This is a genomic window from Micromonospora sp. NPDC004704 (assembly GCF_053601675.1).
Genome location: NZ_JBSGCD010000014.1, coordinates 175,614 through 197,836, shown reverse-complemented (window position 1 = coordinate 197,836; position 22,223 = coordinate 175,614). Strand labels below are relative to the sequence as shown.

The following is a 22,223-nucleotide window of genomic DNA, read 5'->3' as shown; positions in this document are numbered from 1 at the left end:
AATGACCGACGACCATCTGCGTAGCTGGTACCTGCGCTACATCGCGGCCCTCAACGCCCACGAGTTCGACGGCATGGACGAGTTCATCAACGACCAGGTCCTGCTGAACGGCGAGCCCGGCACCCGGGACGACGTCCTCGCGGTGCAGAAGCAGGACGTCGAAGCCGTACCGGACCTGCACTGGGAGGTCAAGGAACTGCTGTTCGACCGCGACCGACTTGCCGTACGCGTGATCAACACCGGCACTCCGGTGAAGGAGTGGCTCGGCGTTCCTCCGTCCGGCGCCTCGTTCGAGATCGTCGAGTACGCCAGCTACAAGGTCAGCGACGGCCGGTTCGTACAGATGACGGCCCTGCACGACTCCGCCGAACTGCTCCGGCAGCTCACCGCCTGAGATCACGATCCATGGCCAGCCTCCAGAGACCAGCCCGAACGCCCCGCCGAAGCGGTCGCGGTGGCTGTGCACAGGCGAGCGGATCCGTAGTCCGGCCTTGAGCCCCACCGCGCTGTGGCGTTCCACTGCCCCTATGGGGGCAGCAGATCGCCGCAGCCCACGGGCGGATCTGTCAGCGGATGAGGATTTCGACGGGAGAACCTCGCCAAGCACAGCGCTGATCGCGCCCGGCCCGACAAAGTATCGAGCCGGGCGCGTCGAGCGAGCTATGCCACGAAGCGGGAACGGCGTCGGCGTCCGATCAGGTAGCCCGCGCCGCCGAGGAGCAGAATCGCACCGCCAATGCCGGCCACGGTCGCGGCGTCGGCACCGGTCACGGGCAGCCCACCGCCCTCGCCGCCGGGGACGCCCGGGCTGGCGGAGGAGGCAGGGGTCGGCGCAACGGTCGTCGTGGCGCTGGGCATGGCACTCGGTGTCGATGTGGGCTGGGACGTCGGTGTCGGTGTGGGCTGAGACGCGCAGTCGAGCGCACGTGCGGCGTACAGGCCGTCGTTCAGGTAAGCCAGGAAGGCATCGATGGTCCCGTTGTCGAGCACCGTCTGCGTGGCCGCCTTCACGTTGGCACCAGCGCCCGTCAACGTACGGACCACATTGATCCGCAGATCCGTTGACCAGGCGTTCTGCATGCCCGTCTTGAGGAACGCTCGGAGATCATCCGGGGTTCCCTTCAGCCGCTCCTGTATTGCGTCAGGCAGAACGGTCAACGAGTCGGCATTCGCCGCAGCCAGGATCTCGGCGGTCAACACCCGTACCTGTAGATCGCTGGCGGTGTCCAGGTCGATGGTGACAAGCTCGCGGATATCCTTGTACACCTTGCGCTCGACCGTTTGGCAGGTCTCGTTCAGCCCCGGCGCCTCGGTTTGAGCTACCGCCGGTGCTGCCGGAATTAGAAAGGCCAGCGCCACTAGGACGCCGGCCGGGACCTTCCATCGCATGTAGATCTTCCTCCCCGTTGCAGACCAAAACACGGGGATACTACCGTCACCAGGCGGAAGATCAAGAAGAAATAGAAGGTCACTCGACGCGTGACCGACATGGCCCCGAACGCAGCGACGCCCCCCGCGCTGGTGCAGCCGGGGGGCGCGCGTGAGGTCTGTCTGTTACCCCTGCTTCGCCAAGCCGACGAAGGCCCGCCACGCGTCGGGGGCGAAGGTCAGCGTGCCGCCGTCACGGTTTTTCGTGTCACGGACGAGCACGCGACCGGAAAGGTTGTCGGCCACCTCAACGCAGTTTCCGCCCTGGCCGTTGCTCCGGGAGGACTTCCGCCAGCGCGGCGCATCGATCAGCTCCATGATTCCGCTGCCTCCATGATCAGTTCGAGGGACGGACGCCCGGGTAGAGCGTACTCGCGGATGGACTCCCAGATCTCTTCGAGGGCGTTGACCCGGTCCGGGTCCTCGACCACCCGGCCGTCCAGCGGATCGTCCAGAAACGCGACGGTCCGGCCGTTGACGGTGGCGAGCGCCAGCGGTCCGTTGAGGCCGGGATACGCTCCCGCCGACGCCGGGACGACGGCGACGCTGACGGTCGGCAAGGAGCACGCCTGCACGATCGCGTGCAGTTGGTCGGCCATGACCTTCGGCCCGCCCACCGACCGGCGCAGCACGGCCTCGTCGAGCACCGCGAACAGCCGGCAGGGCTGCTCGTCCCGGCGCAGGACCGTCGCCCGCGCGATCCTGGTCGCCACCGTGACGTCCAGGTCCGGCACGCGCGTTCCGGCGTCCCGGAGGATGGCCCGTGCGTACGCCTCGGTCTGGAGCAGACCGGGGATTGCCGCCAGTTCGAAGCTTCGGACCATCGTGGCGTACTCCTCGTAGTCCAGCCACGGCCTGATCCAGATTGAGTCGCCCGACGTCGCCCGCGCTTCGGAGGCGGATTCCTGGAACAGTTCTCCCGAGTCGAACACGATGTCGAGCTGTCGCGCCGTGTCGGACTGCGGGATCAGACGGTTCGTTTCGATCTTGGCGATGAGCGAGGTCGACACGTTCAGCCGATCCGCGAGCTGATCCTGTGTCATTCCAGACCTGGATCGAGCGAACTTGAGGATTCTTCCCAGTCCTCCGTTGTGATTCGACATTCCCAGTCCTTCCCGGGCCCCCGCTGGGTCCGTCAGCTCTATTGCCGGTTGCTTATCTTCCGTCACTTATGGCCCTCGGTCCAGGGTGGAGGGCAGGCACTTCCGCTCGAATCCAATCACCGCGATAGATCAATAAGGACGGGCGGAAGCTGCGCGGGGCTGTCCCGTGGGGGACGACGGGACAGCCCCGCTTCCATCTACCGAGGGAGTGCGAATGTTCGTCGTTCAGGTCTGGTGGGACTTCCTTCTGCGGTTGATCGCGCCGAGTCCGTCGCCGGAATCCACCGCACCTCCACCGCCGGTTCCGCCGTCCTGGGCGAACGAACCGACGGCTGTGCACCGGCCGTACGTGATCACGCTCGGTCAGCGACTCGGCTACGACGTCGCCCGGCGGAACGGGTACCGGCGGTGAACGCGCGGGCGTTGGTGAGCGTCGGCGACATCGTCAACGCCGAGGCCGAGGACTACTACCGGGGCGGCCAGGTCGGCGTCCAGCACGGCGACGGTGATCTGCACATCCGCGTCACACACGTGCCGATGGACGCGGCGACGTGGGCCGGCGACTGGGTGACCGTACGCGGTGTGGAGATGCCGCCTGGCCAGCCCGAACAACCCGAGGCGTGCTTCGTCGTACACGCTCGCGCCCTGCCCGGCTTCGACCCGGCGCCGCTGTCGTGATCGACCCGAAGCCGGTCGCGACCCGGCCGCTGCACGTTCCGCTGCGGCCGATCTGGTGCTGCCGGGTCTGCGCCCAGCCCTGGCCGTGCGCGGACGCCCGGCTGGACCTGACACAGAGCTTCCGGCACCAACACGTGGCGCTGACGATCTACCTCGCGACCCAGTTCGTGGACGCCGTATCGGACCTCAACGTCTTCGACCCGGCGCTCGGCCCACCACCGGACACCCGCGCTCTCTACGACCGCATGCTCGGGTGGGCGCCCACCGGCCGAACGAAGTCATCGGCCTCCTGAATACAGAAAGATGCTCACAGTGACCGGCCAGTCACGTGCCCGACCTCTCCGTAGGTGACAAACTGGTCGGGCGCTCCGATGATTGGCCCTATTCGGCATAGTTAGGTGGCTTTCAGTGAACGAGCCGGAGCTGTTGGATCTGGTCGAGAACCTGTTCCGCGCCGCCGAGCACCCCGAGATCACCGAGGTTGCGCCGATCCCCGCAAGCGACCACGCCCCGGCGGGCGTCAAGGTGATGTTCGAGAGCGGCGCGAAGGGAATGCTGCTCGTCCTTCCTCCGGGCGGCTGGCCCAAGCAGTCGAGCCAGGGCGGGGGACGCTGATGCGCGTACCCAGGCTCATCGACTTCACCTATCAGCTTCTCTCGCGGGCCAGCCATCCCGATGTCGCCAAGGTCGAGCTACTGACTGACGTGCCCGGAAACCAGATGTCCCCCTGCGGAGTGGTGGTCACGATGCGAGACGGCAAGGTCGTCCGTCTCAAGATCGTGCGCACCTCCGGCCCCAGCGGGGACCGGCAGAGCGAGCCGGAACACATCCCCCACCCGGACTACGTGATCCCGGAGGTGCTGTCCTTACAGTGATCGGCCGGTCAGGCGTCGTAGTCGATTACGAGGGTGTCGGTGACCGGGCTGGACTGGCAGGTGAGGACGTAACCTCGGGCGACCTCGTCGGGCTCCAGGGCGTAGTTGCGGGCCATGGTCACCTCGCCGGTCACGACCTTGGCGCGGCAGGTCGAGCAGACTCCGCCCTTGCACGCGTACGGTAGCTCGCCCCGCACCTTGAGGGCGGCGTCGAGCACCCGTTCGGTGCGGCCCATCCGGAAGGACGACGCCCGCCCGTCGAGCATGATGGTGACGTCGGTGCCGGCGGTGTCCGTCGTGGTCGGCCGGATCGGCGCCACGGGCGGCTCGTCGACATGGAACAACTCCGTGTGTACGGCGTCGCCGGGCACCCCGCGCGCGGCGAGCACCTCACGGGCGTCGATCACCATTCCGTACGGGCCGCAGAGGAACCACTCGTCGATCCGCTCGGCCGGGACCAGGTGTTCCAGCAGTCGGGTCAGCCGGTCGGCGTCCACCCGACCGGAGAGCAGGGCCGACTCGCCCGGTTCCCGGGACAGCACGTGGATCAGGTGCAGCCTCGCCGGGTAGCGGTCCTTCAGGTCTGCGAGTTCCTCGGTGAACATGACGCTGCGGGCGTTGCGGTTGCCGTACACCAGGGTGAAGGTGCTGGCCGGTTCGACGGCCAGGGCGGTCGCGACCAGGGCGAGCACCGGGGTGATGCCGGAGCCGGCGACCACCGCGCCGTAGTGCCGGGTCCGGTCCGGCCGGAATCCGGTGCTGAACTGGCCCAGCGGCGGCATCACCTCGACGGTGTCGCCGGCCCGCAGCAGCCGGCCGGCGAAGGCGGAGAACGCGCCGCCGGGGATCTCCCGGACCCCGATCCGCAGCCGGCCGTGGTCGGCCAGGTCCGCCGGGGTCGAGCAGATCGAGTACGACCGGCGCACCTCCGCACCGGTCGGCTCGTCGGTACGGCGCACGGTGAGGTGCTGACCGGCCCGGAAGGTGAAGGTGTCGCGCAGTTCGGCCGGTACGGCGAAGGTGACCGCCACCGCGTCGTCGGTGAGCCGGTCCACCGCGAGCACCGGCAACGGGTGGAATACCGGCCGGCGGCGTACCGGACGGGTGATCGTCACGCTGCTCATAGTGCCTTCATCTGATCGAACGGTTCGCGGCAGGCGCGGCAGCGCCAGAGCGCCTTGCAGGCGGTGGAGCCGAACCGGCTGACCTGCTCGGTGTCCACCGAACCGCAGAGCGGGCAGCGTACGGTCAGCCGTAGTGCCACCGGGCCGGATGACCGGTCCGCCGGTCCGGGCGGGGCGATGCCGGCCTCGGCCAGTTTGGCCCGGCCGGAGTCGGAGACCCAGTCGGTGCTCCACGCGGGCGCGTACACGGTCGCGACCTCGGCGTCCGGGTAGCCGGCGGCACGCAGCGCGGCCCGGATGTCGTCGCGGATCACGTCCATCGCCGGGCAGCCGGTGTAGGTCGGGGTGATGGTGACGGTGACCCGGCCGGTTTCCGGGTCCTGGTCGACGGCACGCAGGATGCCCAGCTCGTCGATGGTGACCACCCGGATCTCCGGGTCCACCACCGCCGCGACCGCGTCCCGTGCGCTGACCATCGGCCGCAGGCTCACCAACGCGCGCCGGGATGGGCGCGGTGCAGCACCTGCATCTCGGCCAGCAGGTAGGACAGGTGCTCGGTGTGCACCCCGGTCCGGCCACCGGCCGGCGCCCAGCCGTCGGCGGGGCGTACCAGGGTCGCCTCGGTGAGTACGGCGTCCACCGTGGACAGGAACGCCGGGCGCAGGGTGGCCGGGTCGACGGGCGCATCCGGGTCGGCCGCGAACAGCTCGTGGGTGTACGGCCAGATCTCGTCCACCGCCGCCTGCATCCGCCGGTGCGACTCCTCGGTCCCGTCGCCGAGCCGCACCGTCCACAGTGAACTGTGGTCGAGGTGGTACGCCGACTCCTTCCGAGCCTTCGCACCGATGGCGGCGAGCCGTTCGTCGGCACATCCGGCCAGCGCGGTGTAGAGCGGAAGCTGGTACGCGGAGAGGAAGAGCAGCTTCGCCATGGTCACGCCGAAGTCGCCGTTGGGCAGCTCGACCAGCAGGCAGTTGCGGTACTGCCGGTCGTCGCGCAGGTACGCCAACGCGTCCTCGTCCCGGCCGGCGCCCTCCAGCTCCCCCGCGTACGACAGCAGGAGGCGGGCGGCGCCGAGCTGGTCGAGCGCGACGTTGGCCAGCGCGACGTCCTCTTCCATCTCCGGTGCGGCGGCGGCCCACTCGCCGAGCCGCTGGGCGGCGACGAGGGCGTCGTCGCCGAGCCCGAGCAGGTGTTCCACGGAGGCAGTCACAGGTGGGCCACCCCGTCCGGCACCTCGTAGAAGGTCGGATGACGGTAGATCTTGTCCGCCGCCGGGTCGAAGAAGGCGTCCTTCTCGTCCGGGCTGGACGCGGTGATCGCGCTTGCCGGGACCACCCAGATGGAGACGCCCTCCTGCCGCCGGGTGTAGAGGTCCCGGGCGTTGCGCAGGGCCATTTGTGCGTCGGGCGCGTGCAGGCTCCCGACGTGGGTGTGCGACAGCCCGCGACGGGCGCGTACGAACACCTCCCACAGTGGCGACTGTTCGGTCACTGGGCCGGCTCCAGGGTGCGGGCGGCGGCGGTGCGCTTGGCTGCGTACGCGGTGGCGGCCTCGCGTACCCAGGCACCGTCGTTGTGCGCCTTGCGGCGGTGGTCGATCCGCTGCCGGTTGCACGGCCCGTCGCCCTTGATCACTCGCATCAGCTCCGCGTAGTCCGGCTGGGTGTAGTCGTGCGCCTGGCGCTGCTCGTTCCACCGCAGGTCGGGGTCGGGCAGCCGGAGGCCGAGGATGGCGGCCTGCTGTACGCACATGTCGACGAAGCGCTGGCGCAGCTCGTCGTTGGAGAAACGCTTGATCTTCCAGGCCATGGACTGGGCGGAGTGGGTCGAGTCGGTGTCCGGCGGGCCGAACATCGCCAGCGACGGGTACCACCAGCGGTCAATCGCGTCCTGCGCCATGGCCTGCTGTTCCGGTGTGCCGTGGGCCAGGGTGTGCAGGATCTCGTAGCCCTGCCGCTGGTGGAACGACTCCTCCTTGCAGACCCTGATCATGGCTCGGGCGTACGGACCGTACGAGCACCGGCACAGGGGGACCTGGTTGACGATCGCGGCGCCGTCGACCAGCCAGCCGATGGCACCGACGTCGGCCCAGGTGAGGGTGGGGTAGTTGAAGATCGAGCTGTACTTCTGCCGGCCTTCGAGCAGCATGTCGACCAGTTCGTCGCGGCTGATCCCGAGCGTCTCGGCGGCGGCGTAGAGGTAGAGCCCGTGTCCGGCCTCGTCCTGGACCTTGGCCAGCAGGATCGCCTTGCGCTTGAGCGAGGGTGCCCGGCTGATCCAGTTGCCCTCCGGCTGCATCCCGATGATCTCGGAGTGCGCGTGCTGGGCGATCTGCCGGATCAGGGTCTTCCGGTAGGAATCGGGCATCCAGTCTCGCGGCTCGATCTTCTGGTCCGCCTCGATCACGGCGGTGAAGTAGTCGCCTAGATCACTTTCGCTGGCCCCGGCCAGGTCTACGGCGGCCCCGGGGCGCGCCTGGAGGGCCGCGGCACGCAGTGCCGCCTCGGCCGCCTCAACCTGGTCGATCAGGCCGCCGGTCGGCTCTTCGGACGCATCGGGGAAGTCATTGCCGTACACCTGTCCAGTGTTACAGCTCAACCATGAGTAAGCCAGGGGGTGTCACAAGAAAACGGAGCGAGCACGGTGAGTAGTTGGGTGCCTACATACCGCGATAAATCGTTCCATCTTGGACAAATGATCCCCATCACAGAGCGTGAGGGGCTCGGAATGCATTGCCACATAAGGGCTTATTTCGGTTCTCTTTACGAAAACTTGATGGCTTCCTCATCTGGCACATCGAGCCACGCCACGTAAACTTTCACGGTCGGCCCTGCCACCTCCCCCGGCAGCTCACGACGCGTCACCGCCCCGGAGCGGTCGGCCAAACAGGACAACCAGCGCAAACAATCCTAGAGCGAAGATCGACATCCCAAGCGCAGCACGCCCCGGTCCCCCCGGGCCCCGACTTTCTTGGAGCTCTTCCACCCATGCGCCCTCGCGTGATCATGGTGCTCGCCCTCGTGGCCATCGTTGCCGGCGGCGTCCTGCTGGTGCCGGCCGCGTACGCCCGGTTCGACGACACCAGCACGACCGCGACCGAATCCGCGACCGGGTCCGTGGCTGCCGCCAAGCTGGCCGCACCGCCGCCGCCGACCCTCGCCGCCGGGCCGGTCTCGGTGAAGGTCGACAAGGGGTTCTTCTCCTGGGCGCTGCTCGACCGGGAGACCGGCAAGATCTCCGGCGCGCCGAACCTGACCGCGACCAACACGACCGAGTCGATGATCAAGGTCTGGCTGGTCTCGGACTACCTGCGCCGGCTCGGCGACAAGCCGGCACCGGCGGCGAAGCTGAAGCAGGCCAGCAGCGCGATCATCAACAGCGATGACACCGCCGCCGAGGCGCTGTTCCAGGCCGGTGGCGGCAAGCCGGCGATCGACCGCCTGATCAAACTGTGCGGGCTGACGGACACCCAGCCGGTGATCCCACCCGGCTACAAGACCGTCTGGTGGAGCTACACCAAGATCTCCGCCGAGGACGCGGTCCGGATGGGCGAGTGCATCAAGAACGGCACCGCGGCCGGACCGAAGTGGACCACCTGGGTCCTGGACGAGATGACCAAGGTCCAGGGCAGCACCGCATCCAAGGACCAGCAGCTCACCAGGGGTGGCGGGCGCTGGGGGATCATCGACGGTCTGCCCCAGGAGATCACCGACCAGGGTCCGATCGCGATCAAGAACGGCTGGACGATGATCTTCGCGGACGGGCTGTGGCACGTGAACTGCCTCGCGGTCGCGGACAAGTGGGTGCTCGCCGTACTGCTGCGGTACCCGCAGAAGCAGGGGCTCGACTACGGCGCCGACGTCTGCTCCAGCGTGGCGACCCAGCTTGTCACCGCACAGCCGGGGGCGGCACTCAAGGTGCCCGTACCGGTGGGCCAGACCGCGCGTGCGGGCGGGGCGTCCTGATGGCGGGCAGTCGACGGGCCAGCCGGAGTACGGAGATCACCCCGCTGCGGATCGCGATCATCACCGGCGTACTCCTGGTCCTGGTCCTGGCCGCGCTCAGGCTGCTGCCGGGGTCACCGCTGGCGGCCAACGCGGCGGCCCACTGGGGCGAGCCCAACCGGTCCGCCGCCACCGGGGAACACTCGGATGACCAGCCGGCCAGCCGGTCGAACCGGTCCGCGCCCGACCCGACGCCGACCCCGGAACTGCCGCCGCTGCCGATCGCCCCGGCCGACGTGAAGATCGACGCCAAGGGCTGGTGGGCCTGGTCGATGCAGGACACCCGGACCGGTGAGATCTCCGGCTCGGAGAACATGACCGAGACCAGCACCACCGCCTCGCTGATCAAGTCGTGGATCGGGGCGGACTTCCTACGCCGGTCCGCCGAGGCCGGCAAGGAGCCGACCGACGCGCAGTTGCAGCGGGTCCGGGTGATGATCCGGGACAGCGACAACAACGCCGCCGAGTCGCTCTACAACACCGTCGGCCGGGCCGCCTCGATCCAGCGCCTGATCAGCACCTGCAAGCTGACCGACAGCAGCGTGTCCAAGGACGGCGGGTGGAGCCGTACCCAGCTCTCACCGCGCGACATCACCCGGCTCGCGGCCTGCATCGGCGACGGGCGGGCCGCCGGACCGACCTGGACCAAGTGGCTCCTGGACGAGATGCGGGCGGTACGCGGGGTCGGCGACTTCGGCATCCGCAAGGCGTTCCCGGCCGCCGTGCAGAAGACGATCGCGATCAAGAACGGTTGGGTCGACCGGCAGGCCGAGCAGGAGTACCACGTGAGCTGCCTGGCCATCGGGGACGGCTGGACCATGGGCGTGATGACCAAGTACCCGATCAACCTCGGCTACACGTACGGGGCCAAGATCTGCCAGCAGGTCGCGGAACAGCTCCGCGTCGACTGAGCCGTCGACTGAGCCCGAGCCGGGTAAGACCGGCTCAGCCGGCGAAGAAGGCCGGGCCGTTCGGCGGCAGGAGCGGGGTGGCGCCGATCCCGGCCGCCCGCCGGGCGAACTCCCGCAGGCCGCCGACCTGGCGTTCGCCGAGGGAGAAGTCGAGCACCCGGAAGTACGACGCCAGGGTCGCCGCGTCGAACGACTCCCACCGGGCCGCCGCCTCGGCCACCTCGTCCAGCTCGGACAGGCAGAGGTCGCGGGAACGCAGGAACGCCTGGTGTACGTCCTTGACCAGTCCCGGATGGGCGGCGGCGAAGTCGCGCCGGACCGCCCAGACGGCGAACACCATCGGCAGGCCGGTCCAGTCCCGCCACGCCTGCCCGAGGTCGGTGACCTCCAGCCCCCGCCCCGGTGCCTCGTAGAGCGCGCGGAGCGCGACGTCGCCGATCAGGACCCCGGCGTCGGCTTCGAGCAGCATCTGGGTCAGGTCCGGCGGGCAGGTGAAGTAGTCGGGGCGTACGCCGTACCGGTCGGCGAGCAGCATCTGGGCGAGCAGGACGCCCGTACGCGAGGTCGAGCCGAGGGCCACCCTAGCCCCGTCGAGATCGGCGAGCGGTCGGGTGGAGACCACGTTCACCGAGAGCACCGGTCCGTCGCTGCCGACCGCGAGGTCCGGCAGGAGCAGCAGCTCGTCGGCGTGCCGCAGGTATTCGACCAGCGTGATCGGGCCGATGTCGAGGTCACCGGCGACCAGGGCGGCGCTGAGTCGCTCCGGCGAGTCCTTGTGCAGGTCGACGTCGAGCAGGGCGCCGGACCGCATCAGCCCCCAGTAGATCGGCAGACAGTTGAGGAACTGGATGTGCCCGACCCGTGGCCTCTGAAGATCACCCATGATTTCCACCGTATCCGGCGCTTCGGACACCCGCTCAACCAGTCACCGAAGAAGTGGCCAACCCCGCACCGGTTCCGTCGGCCGGAGCCTCGACGGCGACCCGCTTGCGCTCCCGGCGGGTGATCCGGGCCACCGGTACGGCCAGCCCCAGCACGACCGCCAGCCCGACCAGCCCGAGGCCGGCGACCAGCGGCCGGATCGGCACCCGGTCGGCGAGCAGACCACCGGCGAGGTAACCGGCCATGCTCGCTCCCTGGATGACACCGCCCAGGGTGGCGAAGGCGCGCCCGAGCACCGCCTCGGGGACCCGGTTGCCCATCACCACTCCGGCGAAGACGTTCTCCCCGCCGTTGAAGGCGCCGCCGATCACCCAGAGCGGTATCAGCCAGACGACCGTACCGACCACGGCGGCGACCGGCAGGATCAGGCAGGTCGCGCCGAGCAGGACCAGGATCCCGACAACAAGCGCGGCATCGTCGCGGGTGCGTCGGGCCAGCCGGGCACAGAGCCAGGCGCCGGCCAGGAGCCCCACCATCCAGGCCGCCTCGACCACGCCGTACATGGTTTCCGATGCGGCGAGGGTCTCGCGTACGAAGAAGACCGCGACCACGTTGATCGCACCGACTACGCCGATCACGGCGGCGACCGAGACGACCATCGCCCGCAGCAGCGGGTCCCGCCAGAGCGACCAGGTCGCCGCCCCGCCGACCGCCGGGGATGCGGCCGGTTCCGTCGGGGTCGCGGCCCGACCACCCCGACGGGTACGCAGCAGCAGTCCCGCCGCGATCAGGGCGCCGTAGCTGGCCGCGTCGATGAGCAGCGGAACGGTGGTGCCGAACTGCCCGACCAGGAGGCCGGCGAGGGCCGGGCCGACGAGAGCACCGACGGTGCCGGCGGTCTGGCTGATCGCGCCGGCCCGGGGCAGGTCCTCGCGCCCGACCATGGCGGGGATGAGCGCGGAGAGGACGGGTTGGCTGACCGCCAGCCCGCAGGAGAGCAGGAAGACCAGCCCGATGACCACCACCGGCTCGCTGACCAGGGCGAGCGCGACACAGACGGCGGCCTGGCCGGCGCCGGCCGTGATGAGCAGCGTACGGCTGTCCAGCCGGTCGGCGAGCCGGCCGGCGACCGGGGCGAGCAGGACCAGCGGGAGGGTCGAGGCGAGCAGGAGTGCGGCGACGGCGATTCCACCGGCCCCGGCCGACTGGAGGGTGAGGACCAGGGTGGTGGCGGCGAGGAAGTCACCGCAGATCGTGACGCCTTTGGCGGTGGCGGCGATGTACACGTCCCGCCAGACGGTGGTGCGTACGACGGGAGGACGCACCGTGGCAGACGTGAAAGACATACTTCGAAAATAATCCTTCACATCTGTCCGGCGCAAGAGCTGGCCCGGCCGACCTCCCCGTTACTCCACCGGCAGCGTCCAGTAGTTGACGCGTACCACCCGGGCATCCGCCGGCGGGTCGGCCTGCCGGTTCCGCCGCTTGTACGGCTCCAGCAGGTCCATCACGGCCGCGTTCAGCCGGGCCAACTCCTCCGCGTCGAGCAGCAGCGTGGTCCCGTTGAGTACGGCGGCGTCGTACCACTCCTTCGGCTCGTCGTGCGCCCGGCGCATCCAGTCACGTGCCCGCTCGACGTCCCGGTCCAGGTAGACGTCGACCAGCGACTGCGCGGCCTCCCGTGCCTCCGGCGGGGCATCCTGCCCGGCGTCGACCGCGAAGGACGCCTGCACCGCCCGCCAGCGCCGCTCCCGCGCGTCCCCCCGGCCCGGCGCCTGCTCGACCAGGCCGGTCTTGGCCAGCTCCCGCAGGTGATAGCTGGTCGCGCTCGGGGACAAACCGGCCACCTCGGCAACCTCGGTCGCCGTGACCGACTCTCCGGTAGATCCGAGATGCTCCATGATCGACAACCGGGCCGGATGGGCCAGCGCCCGCATCACCTTCGGGTCGCTGACCGTGGCCCACCGCCGCCCGGAAGTCTGCTCGCTCATCCCGCCATGATCCCGCCCCCGCCGTGGCCAGCGCTAATCCGCCCACAGCGAGCAGTTGCCTCAGGCACGGACCGGACCACCGGTACGACTCGCCGGGTCGTGGGTGCCACCGGATTCACCACACAAGCTGCTAAAGTCTTTTGCGCAAGACTTTAGCAAGGAGGACCGGTGGGCGGATCAGAGCTGAAGCGCCTGGTGGCGCTGCTACGCCATGCCGGCACCGACCTTGAAGATGTTGAGGTGAAGGCGGGCAGCGGCGGCCTACCGAAGTCGGTACGGGACACCTTGAGCGCGTTCAGCAACGGTCGCGGTGGCACCCTCATCCTCGGGTTGGAAGAGGAGCACGCCTTCCGCCCCGCACCCGGTTTCAACGCCTCACGCATCCGCGATGCGCTCGCGGCAGCCTGCAACGACGATCTGCACCCACCTGTACGCGCGGAAATCGAGATCGTCGAATTCGAAGACACGCTGGTCGTAGTCGCCGAAGTCGGCGAGCTGGATCCCCGTTTCAAACCGTGTTTTGTGGCCTCCCGAGGCGAGTACAACGGGTCCTTCACGCGTGGCGGCGACGGCGACAGGCGACTCACCGACTTCGAGATCCATCTGCTACACACCAATCGGGGCCAGCCCGATGACGACCGGCGCCCGGTACCCGAAGCGACGGTGGCAGATCTCGATCCGTCGGAAAGCCAGTTACTGGTCGCCCGGGTCCGCCAGCGGCAGCCCAGGGCATTCGCCGGACTGTCCGATGAACAGATACTGCGACGACTCAACGTCATCGCAGACGACACGGAGGGCGTTACCCGCCCCACACTGGGCGGACTGCTGTCACTGGGCGCCTACCCCCAACAGTTCTTTCCTCAGCTCAACGTTACATTCGTCGCCTATCCCGGGGTTTCGGCCCAGGACATTCCCACGAATGGTCCTCGCTTCCTGGACAACCGCTCGTTCGACGGCCCGATCCCGGCGATAGTGGACGAGACCGTCAGCGCGATCCTCCGGAACACGTCGGTACGCTCCTTCGTCGACGGCAGGGGTCGGGCAGACGTCTACGACTATCCCGCAGAGGTGGTTCGCGAGGCTGTCGCAAATGCGCTCCTGCACCGCGACTATTCACCGTACTCGCGAGGAACCCCCGTACAAATCACGCTGTACGTCGACCGTCTGGTGGTCGCCAATCCGGGTGGACTGTTCGGCGCAATAACGGAGGACGACCTTGGCGGCGAGGGCGTGACATCGACGCGCAATCCCGTTCTGGCGAAACTACTCCAGGACGTGCGACTGCCCGAGACCGGACGAATGGTGTGCGAGAATCGGGCAAGTGGCATTCCGACCATGTTGCGCGAGCTGCGACGTGCCGGTTCACCTCTGCCCGAGTTCCACAGTCGGATAACGCGCTTCAAGGTGATCATGCCGAGGCACGCTCTGCTCGACGACGAGACGATGGCCTGGTTGACGGGGCTGGGACAGGTTGGACTCAGCTCTACACAGCACCTGGCGCTCGCGGAAATGCGCGCCGGCCGTACGGTCACGAATGGCACGATGCGAAATCTTGGCCTCGAAGCCCACCGTGCCACCAGTGAACTGTCAGATCTGGTGAACCGTGGCATTGTGGTACGCGTCGGCGAACGCCGCCACGCCCGTTACCTGCTCGCCCCGGAGACCGCCACACCGCCACCGGCTTTGCTTGCAGAACCTGCCACCGGGAGCAGCGCGGAAGATCTGGTCTCGCGGGCTCTCGCCGACGGGTCCGAGTTGAGCCGTCGGGATCTCGAAGAACGCACCGGGCTCAGCTACATGAAAGTGCTGCGCGCCCTCAAGACTCTAGAGGCGACAGGGCAGATCACACCCACGGCACCCGCTCGATCTCCCATGCGCAGGTACCGGCGCACCTCCTCGGCAGGATGACGGATCGGGCGATGACTGCCACCCACCGACCGCGCGGATCCGTCGTCAACGTATTTCGGTGGAAGTACCCGGCGAGGGTGCGTACCGTGGTTGGGCTGACGGCCGAGGTGAACATGCACCGCAGCGGACGTCTTCGCGCTGGGTGACGGCCATCCGAACCCGGATACGCGAGCGAGCAGCAGACGATTTCGAGGAAGTCAGCATGCCCGCACCCGACTTGGACACCGACCTCACCGGCGAACGCGCCCATCTGGACGCCTCCCGTGCCGCCCTGCACCGGATGCGCCGCCGCGCCGAGGCCCTCTTCAGCACCGGCGAGAACGTCGCCGGTGACTCGTACACCGCCGAGATGCTCGGCCGCACCCTCTCCCGGCGGGTCGCCGAACTCGCCGACGACCCGACCACCCCGCTCTTCTTCGGCCGGCTCACCTTTCCCGAGGTCGACTACCACATCGGCCGCCGGCACGTCACCGACGACCTCGGCGAGCCCATGGTGCTCGACTGGCGGGCCCCGGTCTCCCGGTCGTTCTACCGGGCCAGCGTGCGCGACCCGCAGGGCGTCAACGTCCGCCGCCGGTTCGGGTTCAGTTCGGGTCTGCTGACCAGCTTCGAGGACGAGCACCTGGACCGGGGCGAGGAACTCGGTACCGCCTCCCGGATCCTCACCTCCGAGATCGAACGGCCCCGCGTCGGCCCGATGCGCGACATCGTCGCCACCATCCAGCCGGAGCAGGACGAGCTGGTCCGGGCCGATCTGGAGACGTCGATCTGCGTGCAGGGGGCGCCCGGCACCGGCAAGACCGCGGTCGGGCTGCACCGGGCCGCGTACCTGCTCTACCTGCACCGGGAACGGCTGCGCCGCTCCGGCGTACTGATCGTCGGGCCGAACCGGGCGTTCCTGTCGTACATCGCCGCCGTACTTCCGGCCCTGGGTGAGGTCGAGGTCGCGCAGGCCACGGTCGAGGACCTGGTCACCGCGTCCTCCGTCCGGCCGGAGAGCGCCGACCGGCCCAGGACCATTCCGGTACGCGGCACCGACGCCCCGGCCACCGCCGAGATCAAACACGACGTCCGGATGGCCGAGGTGCTGCGCCGCGCGGTCGAGGCCCACATCCGCGAGCCGGAGCAGCCGATCACGGTCTCCGACGGCTCGTTCCGCTGGCGGATCGGGCGCGAGGTGCTGCGCCGGATCGTCGACGAGGTCCGCCGCGAGGGACTCCCGTACGGCACCGGCAGGGAACGGGTCCGGGCCAGGGTCGTCGGCCTGCTGCAACTCCAGTCCGAGGCGCGGGGCGAGTCGCCGACCGACGCCTGGCTGCGCCGGATGGGCAAGATCCGACCGGTGGCCGAGTTCCTCGACGCGGCCTGGCCGGCGCTCACCCCGGACGGGCTGGTGTACCACCTGCTCAGCGACCCCGAGGCGCTCGCCACCGCCGCCGCCGACCTGCTCACCGATGCCGAACAGGCGCTGCTGGTCTGGGCGAAGCCGCCCAGGACGGCCAGGGCGGCGAAGTGGAGCACCGCCGACACGGTCCTGATCGACGAGGCGGCCGGACTGATCGAACGGGTGACGAGCTTCGGGCACGTGGTGGTCGACGAGGCCCAGGACCTCTCCCCGATGCAGTGCCGGGCCATCGCCCGGCGCAGTGTGCACGGCTCGATCACCCTGCTCGGTGACCTGGCCCAGGGCACCGCGCCGTGGGCGGCCACCGACTGGCGGGAGTCGCTGGCCCACCTCGGCAAGCCGGACGCCGCCGTGGTGCCGCTGACCATCGGGTTCCGGGTACCGGCGGCGGTGGTCGCGTTCGCCAACCAACTGCTGCCGGCGCTGGCGGTCGACGTACCCCCGGCCGAGTCACTGCGCCGCGACGGCTCGCTCGACCTGCGTACGGTCACCGACCTGGACGCCGCGACGGTGGCCGAGGTACGGGCGGCGCTGGTCTACGAGGGTTCGGTGGCGGTGATCGCGGCGGACGCCGCGGTCGACCGGCTGACCGCCGCCCTCACCGGCGCCGGGATCGCCACCTCGACCGCCGACGACGTCGAGGCACCGGAGCGGGTCACCGTCGTCCCGGCCAGCCTGGTCAAGGGCCTGGAGTACGACCACGTCATCGTCGTCGAGCCGGCCGAGATCGTGGCCGCCGAGCCACGGGGGCTGCACCGGCTCTACGTGGTGCTGACCCGCGCCGTGTCCCGCCTGGCGGTGCTGCACCACGAACCGTTGCCCGCCCCGCTGTAGGGACGCGTTCCGAGGAGGCTCCGAAAATCGGTGGCGTACGGTCGCGGTTCGGGTTTCCCTGGCACCGCTAGATCCACAGGGCGGGATCGTCCCGCCCGCCAGCAGCAAGGGGAACCTGCATGATCGTTGTCTCCGCCGCGACCGGCGCGCTCGGCCGACTGGTGATCGGACACCTCCTGACCCGGCTGCCCGCCGATTGGATCGTCGCCGCCGTACGCGAACCGTCCCGCGCCGCCGACCTCGCCGCACTCGGTGTCGACGTACGGCTCGGCGACTACGACCGACCCGAGAGCCTCCGGTCGGCGTACGAAGGGGCGGACCGGGTGCTGCTGATCTCCTCCCCGGAGCTTGCCCCGGACCGGCGGATCCGGCAGCACCTGGCCGCGATCGAGGCGGCCCGGGACAGCGGCGTACGCGGGATCGCCTACACCAGCTTCCTCGGTGCGGACCGCAGCGGCGACGGCATGAACGCCGCGCATCACGCGACCGAGCGGGCCATGGTGGACAGTGGGCTGGCCTGGACGATGCTGCGGAACCCGTTCTACGGCGACGCGTTCATCAACGCCGGGCTGCGGGCCGCGGTCGAGTCCGGCGAGCTGACCAGCGGCACCGGCGGGCGCGGGTTGAACACCGCGTTCCGTACCGACCTCGCCGAGGCCGCCGCGAACGTACTCACCGACGACGCCCACCTGAGCCACGGGTACGACCTGACCGGTCCCCTGTGGACGTATCCGCAGCTCGCCGAGGCGCTGAGCGAGGCCACCGGGCAGGTGGTCGAATACCGTGAGGCCACCGAGCAGGCGCCCGGCCCGATGGGGTGGCTGATGGGTCTGGCCCGGTCCGGTGCGCTGGAGCGGCAGACCGACGACCTGCGCAGGGTGCTCGGTCGCCCGCCGACCACCCTGCGCCAGGCCGTGGCACTCGCGCTCAGCTAGCCGGTCAGTGAAAGGGCTCCCGGGTCAGCCGCGTTGCCGCAGGTAGCGCAGCCCTTTCCGGAGGTACGCGCGCGGGTTGGTGTCCAGGTGCCGGCCCCAGTCCGGGTCGGCTTCACCCCGCAGCCAGGCGTACGCGGCGAGCGCGTACCCGAACATCGGCTCGGTCAGGTACCCGGTACGCCGGGCCCGCCAGCCACCGCCGTGGGCCGTGAAGTCGAACGCGGCGTTGGCGCTGAACACCCCGTACCCGAAGAAGACGGTGAGCAGGTCGGTGAGGGGTTCCGAGTCCCTTCGCTCCGGGGCGATCCGCTGCTCACCGAGGAGCAGTACGTGACCCAGCTCGTGGGCGACCGTCGCGACCAGCGACATCGGGTTGGCCGCCTCGGCGCTGTTGATGGAGATGATGGCCCGGTCGCCACGGGGTTGGTAGTGGCCTGCGGCGCCGGCCCATGAACCGGCGAAGGACGGCAGGCTGGCCAGCAGGTCGGCGTCGACACCGTCGTCGAAGAACTCGACCTCCAGCCGGGCGGGGTCGACGCCGAGCCGGCGGCAGAGCAACCCGACCACCCGGTGTACGTCGGCCTCGGTCCCGGTGTAGGTGTCCGGGAAGAACTCCGGGGTGGGGAGCACCACCGGTCGGCGCAGGACCTCCTTGCCGAACTCGCCGACCAGCCAGTCGAGCGAGTCCTCGATCCACTGCTGCTCGTCGGGGGTCACCGGGCACCCGGCCGCGAACCACCTCATGACACGTCACCCGACAACCGGACAAGACACCTCGAACGCATCGACCGCCTCCGATCTGACTCGCTCCGACAAGTGTGCTCCCCCACCACAACCCGCCGCCCCGCTCCCGCTCACGGCGGGATCGGAGGCCGCTCTCGTAGAGAAAGAGGGCTTATTCCGCCCCGGACAGGCCCTCTTTCTCTACAAGAGGGCGGATCTTGAGGGAGGGGCGAGGGAGCGGGGAGGTGAGGGGGTTCTCATCGGGGGCTCAGACGGGGCTCATCGGGGGGCGGGAGGCTGCGGGGGACCGACAGAGGCAGCCGCGCCGTCGCGGCCGTACCGAGCGAGGTTGCCGTGACCGTTTCCCTGTCCGCTCCACTCCTGGTCGCACTGCTGGCGGCGGCGACCGCCGCGACCGGTGCCGACCGGCCGTTGCGCCGCCGGTTCCGCCGACCCCGACTGATCCAGGTGCTCGCGGTCGGCGCCGCGCTGGTCCTGGTGCCCGCCAACGCCGCGTACGGTCTGGCGAGTGCGTCCGGGCCCGACCGTGTGGCGGGCGGGACCGCCACCGGCGTCCAGTTGGCCAGCCTGGTTGTCCTCTGTGGTCTCGCCGGACTCTGCGGCGCGCTCCGGATCGCCCCGGCACCGACGCGGCTGCCCAGGCGGGTGCTTGCCATCGGCGCCCATCCGGACGACCTCGAACTCGCCTGCGGCGGCACCCTGCTGCGGCTGGTCGACTCCGGGCACGAGGTGCACGTCCTGGTGATGAGCCACGGCGGGCGCGGGGGCGACGGTGACGTACGGGCCGGCGAGGCCGAGTCTGCCGGGCGGTTCCTCGGTGCCAGTGGGATCGAGGTGCTCGACCTCCCCGACACCCGGCTCGCCCGGCACGAGAACGAGATGGCGGAGGCGATCGAGCGGACGATCCGCCGCCACCGGCCGGATCTGGTTTTCACCCACTCCGGGAACGACCAGCACCAGGACCATCGGGCGGTGCACCTGGCCACGCTCCGGGCGGCCCGCCAGCACCCGGCCGTGCTCTGTTACGAGAGCCCGTCGGTCACCGCGGAGTTCCGGCCGAGCGTTTTCGTCGACATCTCCGACCAGCTCGACGCCAAGGTCTGCGCGGTAGCCACCCATCACGACCAGCGGGCCAAGCCGTACGTCGGCGAACGGCAGGTACGCGGCCTGGCGGCGTTCCGGGGCGGCCAGGCCCGGGTGCCGGTGGCCGAGGCCTTCGAGCCGGTACGGATGTCCGTGCCGCTGGTCGAGGAGCACTGATGCCGCGCCTGCTGGTGACCGGCGCGGCCGGACCCGCCGGCCGGGCGTTGCTGCACGCGCTCGCGATGCGTGCGGTGCCGGCGATCGGCGTCGACATGGCCCCGGCCGACGGGCGAGCGCCCGGTGCCGCCGGACCGGACGGGATCGAGCGGGTGCCCGCCGCTACCGACGGATCGTTCCTGCCGGAGCTGTTGAGAGTCGCCCACCACCACGGCGTCGACCTGATCGTGCCCACGGTCACCGAGGAACTGCCGGTGCTGGCCCCGCTCGCGGTCCGGTCGACCCGGCCGGCGGTGCTGGTGAGCCCACCGTCGGCGGTGGAGATCGCCGACGACAAGTGGAGGACCGTCCAGGTGCTGGCGGGAGCCGGGGTGGCCGTACCCCGTTCGGTGCTGCCGGGGTTGCTCAGCCCACAGGCGCTGCGCGGCTACCTCGGTTGGCCGTACCTGAGCAAGCCGCGCCGGGGGCGGGGTGGGCGCGGCGTCCGCGTGCACGACCGCACCGGGACGCCGCCGCCGGATCCGGGGGACCTGTTGCAGGAGTTCATTCCCGGTACGGAGTATGCCGTCGACGTCTTCGCCGACCGGCTCGGCCGGGTGGAGGCGATTGTGGTGCTCCGCAAGACCACGCTCGCCCAGGGGCGGGTCGGCAACGCGGTACGGGTGGTCCGGGACAACCCGTCCGATGTGGCCGACCTGGCCCGAGCGGCGGTACGGGCGATCGGGGTGACCGGTCCGGCCGACCTCGACATCCGGCGCCGGCGGGACGGGACCCCGGTGGTCCTGGAGGTCAACGCCCGGTTCGGTGCGCACAGCGGCCAGGCGCCGGAGCTGCTCGACGCCCTCCTGGCCCGGTACGGGGTCGGGTTCCGGGCCGGGGCCACCTCGTGATCGACCTGGTCTCCGGCGTGATCGTGCTGCTCACCGTGCCGTTGCTGCTGATCGGGGTGCTGGAGCTGGCCTACTACCCGCTGGCCGTGCTCGCCGAGGTGCGTCGTCGCCACCAGCCGGTCTTCGAGAGCGTGCTCCCGCTGGTGTCGGTGATCGTGCCGGCGTACAACGAGGAACGGGTGCTCGCCAGTTGCGTCGAGTCGATCATCGCCACCCGGTACCCGCGCAAGGAGATCATCCTGGTGGACGACGGCTCGACCGACCGTACGCTCGCGGTGATGCGCCAGTTCGCGTACCACCCGGACGTGATGGTGTTGACCCAGCGCAACGGCGGCAAGGCCGCCGCCCTCAACACCGGCATCCGGCTGGCCAGGGGCGAGATCTGCTGTTTCGTCGACGCCGACGGGGTGTTCACCGCGGACACGATCAGCCAACTTCTGCTCGGCTTCGACAGCGCGTCGGTCGGCGGGGTCTGCGGGAACGACGAGCCGGTGAACCTCGACCGGCACCAGACCCGGCTGCTGGCCCTGCTCACCCACGCCACCGCCCTGGTCCGACGGGCGCTGGCGCAGGTCGGCTGCCTGACCATCGTCTCCGGCAACTGTGGCGCGTTCCGCCGCCGGGTGGTGCAGGAGGTCGGTGGTTTCGAGACCGGGACCCTCGGCGAGGACCTGGAACTGACCTGGCGGGTACGCGCCGCGGGTTACCGGATCAACTTCCAGCCCCGGGCGATGGTCTACGCCGAGGTGCCGTCGACGGTCTCCGGACTGTGGCGGCAGCGGATCCGGTGGACCCGTGGACTGGTGCAGACCGCCCGACGCCACCGCGACCTGATCGGCAGCCGGCAGCACGGCCGGCTCGGCTGGTACCTGATCTACAACCTGGTCACAATGCTCGCCGTGCCACCGGTCCAGTTGCTGACCCTCGGGTTGGTGCTGCTGCTGGCCGCCACCGGGCGGCTGCCGAGCGCGCCGACCGTACCGGCACTGGTGTTGTGGATCGGGCTCGGCGCGGCGGCGGCGCACACCCTGGTGGCGATCGCCCTCGACCGGGCCTGGCGGGACCTGCGACTGCTCTACATCCTGCCGGCCGCCGCGATCTTCTCGGTGTTCAGCAGCGTGGTGACCGTACGGGCGCTGTGGCTGGAGGCCCGAGGGGCGCCGATGCGCTGGAACAAGCTCGACCGGACCGGCGTACGGAGCCGGTCCGTGGCGGGTTGATCGTTTAGGTCCTGCACTGTCGGGTGGGC

Annotated in this window: 26 protein-coding genes; 14 read left to right on the top strand and 12 right to left on the bottom strand. The window is 69.9% G+C overall.

The annotated features are described in order from the left end of the window. Nucleotide 1: 1 nt before the first annotated feature. Nucleotides 2–394, top strand: coding sequence for an ester cyclase (locus tag ACWEFB_RS21145; RefSeq protein WP_452287727.1), 393 nt, complete (start codon nucleotides 2–4; stop codon nucleotides 392–394). Nucleotides 395–660: 266 nt separating this feature from the next. On the opposite strand, the gene ACWEFB_RS21140 is transcribed toward ACWEFB_RS21145, so the two are convergent. From ACWEFB_RS21140 to ACWEFB_RS21130, 3 genes are all read right to left on the bottom strand, one after another. Continuing rightward, nucleotides 661–1,389: an LPXTG cell wall anchor domain-containing protein gene (locus ACWEFB_RS21140; protein WP_452287725.1), complete on the bottom strand. Its 729-nt coding sequence runs from the start codon at nucleotides 1,387–1,389 to the stop codon at nucleotides 661–663. A gap of 165 nt (nucleotides 1,390–1,554) precedes the next feature. Further along, complete coding sequence (locus tag ACWEFB_RS21135) at nucleotides 1,555–1,746, bottom strand: DUF397 domain-containing protein (protein WP_452287723.1); 192 nt, start codon at nucleotides 1,744–1,746, stop codon at nucleotides 1,555–1,557. Next, complete coding sequence (locus tag ACWEFB_RS21130) at nucleotides 1,737–2,531, bottom strand: helix-turn-helix domain-containing protein (protein ID WP_452287721.1); 795 nt, start codon at nucleotides 2,529–2,531, stop codon at nucleotides 1,737–1,739. The genes ACWEFB_RS21135 and ACWEFB_RS21130 overlap by 10 nt, the downstream gene beginning before the upstream one ends. A 214-nt stretch (nucleotides 2,532–2,745) precedes the next feature. On the opposite strand from ACWEFB_RS21130, the gene ACWEFB_RS21125 reads away from it, so the two are divergent. The 5 genes from ACWEFB_RS21125 (at nucleotide 2,746) to ACWEFB_RS21105 (ending at nucleotide 4,084) form a co-directional block, all read left to right on the top strand. After that, on the top strand, nucleotides 2,746–2,943 hold the full coding sequence (locus tag ACWEFB_RS21125) for a hypothetical protein (RefSeq protein WP_452287719.1): 198 nt from the start codon (nucleotides 2,746–2,748) through the stop codon (nucleotides 2,941–2,943). Then, the gene (locus ACWEFB_RS21120; RefSeq protein ID WP_452287717.1) at nucleotides 2,940–3,209 is read left to right on the top strand and encodes a hypothetical protein; all 270 of its coding nucleotides are present in this window, start codon (nucleotides 2,940–2,942) and stop codon (nucleotides 3,207–3,209) included. Before ACWEFB_RS21125 ends, ACWEFB_RS21120 begins: the two co-directional genes overlap by 4 nt. Next, nucleotides 3,206–3,502, top strand: coding sequence for a hypothetical protein (locus ACWEFB_RS21115; RefSeq protein WP_452287715.1), 297 nt, complete (start codon nucleotides 3,206–3,208; stop codon nucleotides 3,500–3,502). Before ACWEFB_RS21120 ends, ACWEFB_RS21115 begins: the two co-directional genes overlap by 4 nt. A gap of 115 nt (nucleotides 3,503–3,617) precedes the next feature. Further along, a complete protein-coding gene (locus ACWEFB_RS21110; RefSeq protein ID WP_452287713.1) occupies nucleotides 3,618–3,824 on the top strand; it encodes a hypothetical protein in 207 nt (68 codons plus the stop codon). After that, a complete protein-coding gene (locus ACWEFB_RS21105) occupies nucleotides 3,824–4,084 on the top strand; it encodes a hypothetical protein (protein WP_452287711.1) in 261 nt (86 codons plus the stop codon). Before ACWEFB_RS21110 ends, ACWEFB_RS21105 begins: the two co-directional genes overlap by 1 nt. Nucleotides 4,085–4,092: 8 nt before the next feature. On the opposite strand, the gene paaE is transcribed toward ACWEFB_RS21105, so the two are convergent. From paaE to paaA, 5 genes are read right to left on the bottom strand one after another with little or no spacing between them, the layout of a single operon-like run. Next, nucleotides 4,093–5,208, bottom strand: a complete 1,116-nt coding sequence (gene paaE / locus ACWEFB_RS21100; RefSeq protein WP_452287709.1) for a 1,2-phenylacetyl-CoA epoxidase subunit PaaE — start codon at nucleotides 5,206–5,208, stop codon at nucleotides 4,093–4,095. Then, nucleotides 5,205–5,684, bottom strand: coding sequence for a 1,2-phenylacetyl-CoA epoxidase subunit PaaD (gene paaD / locus ACWEFB_RS21095; protein ID WP_452287707.1), 480 nt, complete (start codon nucleotides 5,682–5,684; stop codon nucleotides 5,205–5,207). The genes paaE and paaD overlap by 4 nt, the downstream gene beginning before the upstream one ends. Before the next feature lie 11 nt (nucleotides 5,685–5,695). Next, complete coding sequence (paaC, locus tag ACWEFB_RS21090) at nucleotides 5,696–6,421, bottom strand: 1,2-phenylacetyl-CoA epoxidase subunit PaaC (protein WP_452287705.1); 726 nt, start codon at nucleotides 6,419–6,421, stop codon at nucleotides 5,696–5,698. Next, the gene (paaB, locus tag ACWEFB_RS21085) at nucleotides 6,418–6,702 is read right to left on the bottom strand and encodes a 1,2-phenylacetyl-CoA epoxidase subunit PaaB (protein WP_452287703.1); all 285 of its coding nucleotides are present in this window, start codon (nucleotides 6,700–6,702) and stop codon (nucleotides 6,418–6,420) included. The genes paaC and paaB overlap by 4 nt, the downstream gene beginning before the upstream one ends. Further along, nucleotides 6,699–7,787, bottom strand: a complete 1,089-nt coding sequence (gene paaA, locus ACWEFB_RS21080; RefSeq protein ID WP_452287701.1) for a 1,2-phenylacetyl-CoA epoxidase subunit PaaA — start codon at nucleotides 7,785–7,787, stop codon at nucleotides 6,699–6,701. Before paaA ends, paaB begins: the two co-directional genes overlap by 4 nt. 410 nt (nucleotides 7,788–8,197) lie before the next feature. Here paaA and ACWEFB_RS21075 point away from each other — a divergent pair, with 410 nt between their 5' ends. Together ACWEFB_RS21075 and ACWEFB_RS21070 are read left to right on the top strand one after the other, a co-directional pair. Then, a complete protein-coding gene (locus ACWEFB_RS21075; protein WP_452287699.1) occupies nucleotides 8,198–9,175 on the top strand; it encodes a serine hydrolase in 978 nt (325 codons plus the stop codon). Next, nucleotides 9,175–10,125 (top strand): serine hydrolase, encoded by a 951-nt coding sequence (locus ACWEFB_RS21070; RefSeq protein ID WP_452287697.1) that lies wholly within the window; start codon nucleotides 9,175–9,177, stop codon nucleotides 10,123–10,125. The genes ACWEFB_RS21075 and ACWEFB_RS21070 overlap by 1 nt, the downstream gene beginning before the upstream one ends. A gap of 34 nt (nucleotides 10,126–10,159) precedes the next feature. On the opposite strand, the gene ACWEFB_RS21065 is transcribed toward ACWEFB_RS21070, so the two are convergent. From ACWEFB_RS21065 to ACWEFB_RS21055, 3 genes are read right to left on the bottom strand one after another with little or no spacing between them, the layout of a single operon-like run. Beyond that, nucleotides 10,160–11,008, bottom strand: a complete 849-nt coding sequence (locus tag ACWEFB_RS21065; RefSeq protein WP_452287696.1) for a menaquinone biosynthetic enzyme MqnA/MqnD family protein — start codon at nucleotides 11,006–11,008, stop codon at nucleotides 10,160–10,162. A 34-nt stretch (nucleotides 11,009–11,042) separates the two neighbouring features. Beyond that, complete coding sequence (locus ACWEFB_RS21060; protein ID WP_452287694.1) at nucleotides 11,043–12,353, bottom strand: MFS transporter; 1,311 nt, start codon at nucleotides 12,351–12,353, stop codon at nucleotides 11,043–11,045. 60 nt (nucleotides 12,354–12,413) lie between these two features. Further along, entirely contained in the window at nucleotides 12,414–12,998 is a 585-nt protein-coding gene (locus ACWEFB_RS21055) for an ArsR/SmtB family transcription factor (RefSeq protein ID WP_452287692.1), read from the bottom strand. Nucleotides 12,999–13,166: 168 nt separating this feature from the next. On the opposite strand from ACWEFB_RS21055, the gene ACWEFB_RS21050 reads away from it, so the two are divergent. The 3 genes from ACWEFB_RS21050 (at nucleotide 13,167) to ACWEFB_RS21040 (ending at nucleotide 18,080) form a co-directional block, all read left to right on the top strand. Next, on the top strand, nucleotides 13,167–14,906 hold the full coding sequence (locus ACWEFB_RS21050) for an ATP-binding protein (protein WP_452287690.1): 1,740 nt from the start codon (nucleotides 13,167–13,169) through the stop codon (nucleotides 14,904–14,906). Between the two features lie 202 nt (nucleotides 14,907–15,108). Continuing rightward, complete coding sequence (locus ACWEFB_RS21045; protein ID WP_452287688.1) at nucleotides 15,109–17,145, top strand: HelD family protein; 2,037 nt, start codon at nucleotides 15,109–15,111, stop codon at nucleotides 17,143–17,145. Nucleotides 17,146–17,264: 119 nt separating this feature from the next. Continuing rightward, complete coding sequence (locus ACWEFB_RS21040; protein ID WP_452287686.1) at nucleotides 17,265–18,080, top strand: NAD(P)H-binding protein; 816 nt, start codon at nucleotides 17,265–17,267, stop codon at nucleotides 18,078–18,080. A 24-nt stretch (nucleotides 18,081–18,104) separates the two neighbouring features. Here the strand turns inward: ACWEFB_RS21040 and ACWEFB_RS21035 are convergent, their stop codons facing one another. Next, complete coding sequence (locus ACWEFB_RS21035) at nucleotides 18,105–18,824, bottom strand: hypothetical protein (protein ID WP_452287684.1); 720 nt, start codon at nucleotides 18,822–18,824, stop codon at nucleotides 18,105–18,107. A gap of 333 nt (nucleotides 18,825–19,157) precedes the next feature. Between ACWEFB_RS21035 and ACWEFB_RS21030 the strand changes: the two genes are divergently transcribed. The 3 genes from ACWEFB_RS21030 to ACWEFB_RS21020 are packed head-to-tail and all read left to right on the top strand — an operon-like array spanning nucleotide 19,158 to nucleotide 22,194. Beyond that, nucleotides 19,158–20,084, top strand: a complete 927-nt coding sequence (locus ACWEFB_RS21030; RefSeq protein WP_452287682.1) for a PIG-L deacetylase family protein — start codon at nucleotides 19,158–19,160, stop codon at nucleotides 20,082–20,084. Then, complete coding sequence (locus ACWEFB_RS21025) at nucleotides 20,084–20,974, top strand: ATP-grasp domain-containing protein (protein ID WP_452287680.1); 891 nt, start codon at nucleotides 20,084–20,086, stop codon at nucleotides 20,972–20,974. The genes ACWEFB_RS21030 and ACWEFB_RS21025 overlap by 1 nt, the downstream gene beginning before the upstream one ends. Next, entirely contained in the window at nucleotides 20,971–22,194 is a 1,224-nt protein-coding gene (locus tag ACWEFB_RS21020) for a glycosyltransferase (RefSeq protein ID WP_452287678.1), read from the top strand. Before ACWEFB_RS21025 ends, ACWEFB_RS21020 begins: the two co-directional genes overlap by 4 nt. Nucleotides 22,195–22,223 lie beyond the last annotated feature (29 nt).

Bases quoted from the DNA above. Each gene is read 5' to 3' on its own strand.
- ACWEFB_RS21140 (WP_452287725.1), bottom strand. From the start codon at position 1,389: ATGCGATGGAAGGTCCCGGCCGGCGTCCTAGTGGCGCTGGCCTTTCTA.
- ACWEFB_RS21135 (WP_452287723.1), bottom strand. From the start codon at position 1,746: ATGGAGCTGATCGATGCGCCGCGCTGGCGGAAGTCCTCCCGGAGCAAC.
- ACWEFB_RS21055 (WP_452287692.1), bottom strand. From the start codon at position 12,998: ATGAGCGAGCAGACTTCCGGGCGGCGGTGGGCCACGGTCAGCGACCCG.
- ACWEFB_RS21025 (WP_452287680.1), top strand. From the start codon at position 20,084: ATGCCGCGCCTGCTGGTGACCGGCGCGGCCGGACCCGCCGGCCGGGCG.
- ACWEFB_RS21125 (WP_452287719.1), top strand. From the start codon at position 2,746: ATGTTCGTCGTTCAGGTCTGGTGGGACTTCCTTCTGCGGTTGATCGCG.
- ACWEFB_RS21060 (WP_452287694.1), bottom strand. From the start codon at position 12,353: ATGTCTTTCACGTCTGCCACGGTGCGTCCTCCCGTCGTACGCACCACC.
- ACWEFB_RS21070 (WP_452287697.1), top strand. From the start codon at position 9,175: ATGGCGGGCAGTCGACGGGCCAGCCGGAGTACGGAGATCACCCCGCTG.
- paaD (WP_452287707.1), bottom strand. From the start codon at position 5,684: ATGGTCAGCGCACGGGACGCGGTCGCGGCGGTGGTGGACCCGGAGATC.
- ACWEFB_RS21065 (WP_452287696.1), bottom strand. From the start codon at position 11,008: ATGGGTGATCTTCAGAGGCCACGGGTCGGGCACATCCAGTTCCTCAAC.
- ACWEFB_RS21130 (WP_452287721.1), bottom strand. From the start codon at position 2,531: ATGTCGAATCACAACGGAGGACTGGGAAGAATCCTCAAGTTCGCTCGA.
- ACWEFB_RS21045 (WP_452287688.1), top strand. From the start codon at position 15,109: ATGCCCGCACCCGACTTGGACACCGACCTCACCGGCGAACGCGCCCAT.
- ACWEFB_RS21040 (WP_452287686.1), top strand. From the start codon at position 17,265: ATGATCGTTGTCTCCGCCGCGACCGGCGCGCTCGGCCGACTGGTGATC.
- ACWEFB_RS21075 (WP_452287699.1), top strand. From the start codon at position 8,198: ATGCGCCCTCGCGTGATCATGGTGCTCGCCCTCGTGGCCATCGTTGCC.
- ACWEFB_RS21105 (WP_452287711.1), top strand. From the start codon at position 3,824: ATGCGCGTACCCAGGCTCATCGACTTCACCTATCAGCTTCTCTCGCGG.
- ACWEFB_RS21035 (WP_452287684.1), bottom strand. From the start codon at position 18,824: ATGAGGTGGTTCGCGGCCGGGTGCCCGGTGACCCCCGACGAGCAGCAG.
- paaE (WP_452287709.1), bottom strand. From the start codon at position 5,208: ATGAGCAGCGTGACGATCACCCGTCCGGTACGCCGCCGGCCGGTATTC.
- ACWEFB_RS21145 (WP_452287727.1), top strand. From the start codon at position 2: ATGACCGACGACCATCTGCGTAGCTGGTACCTGCGCTACATCGCGGCC.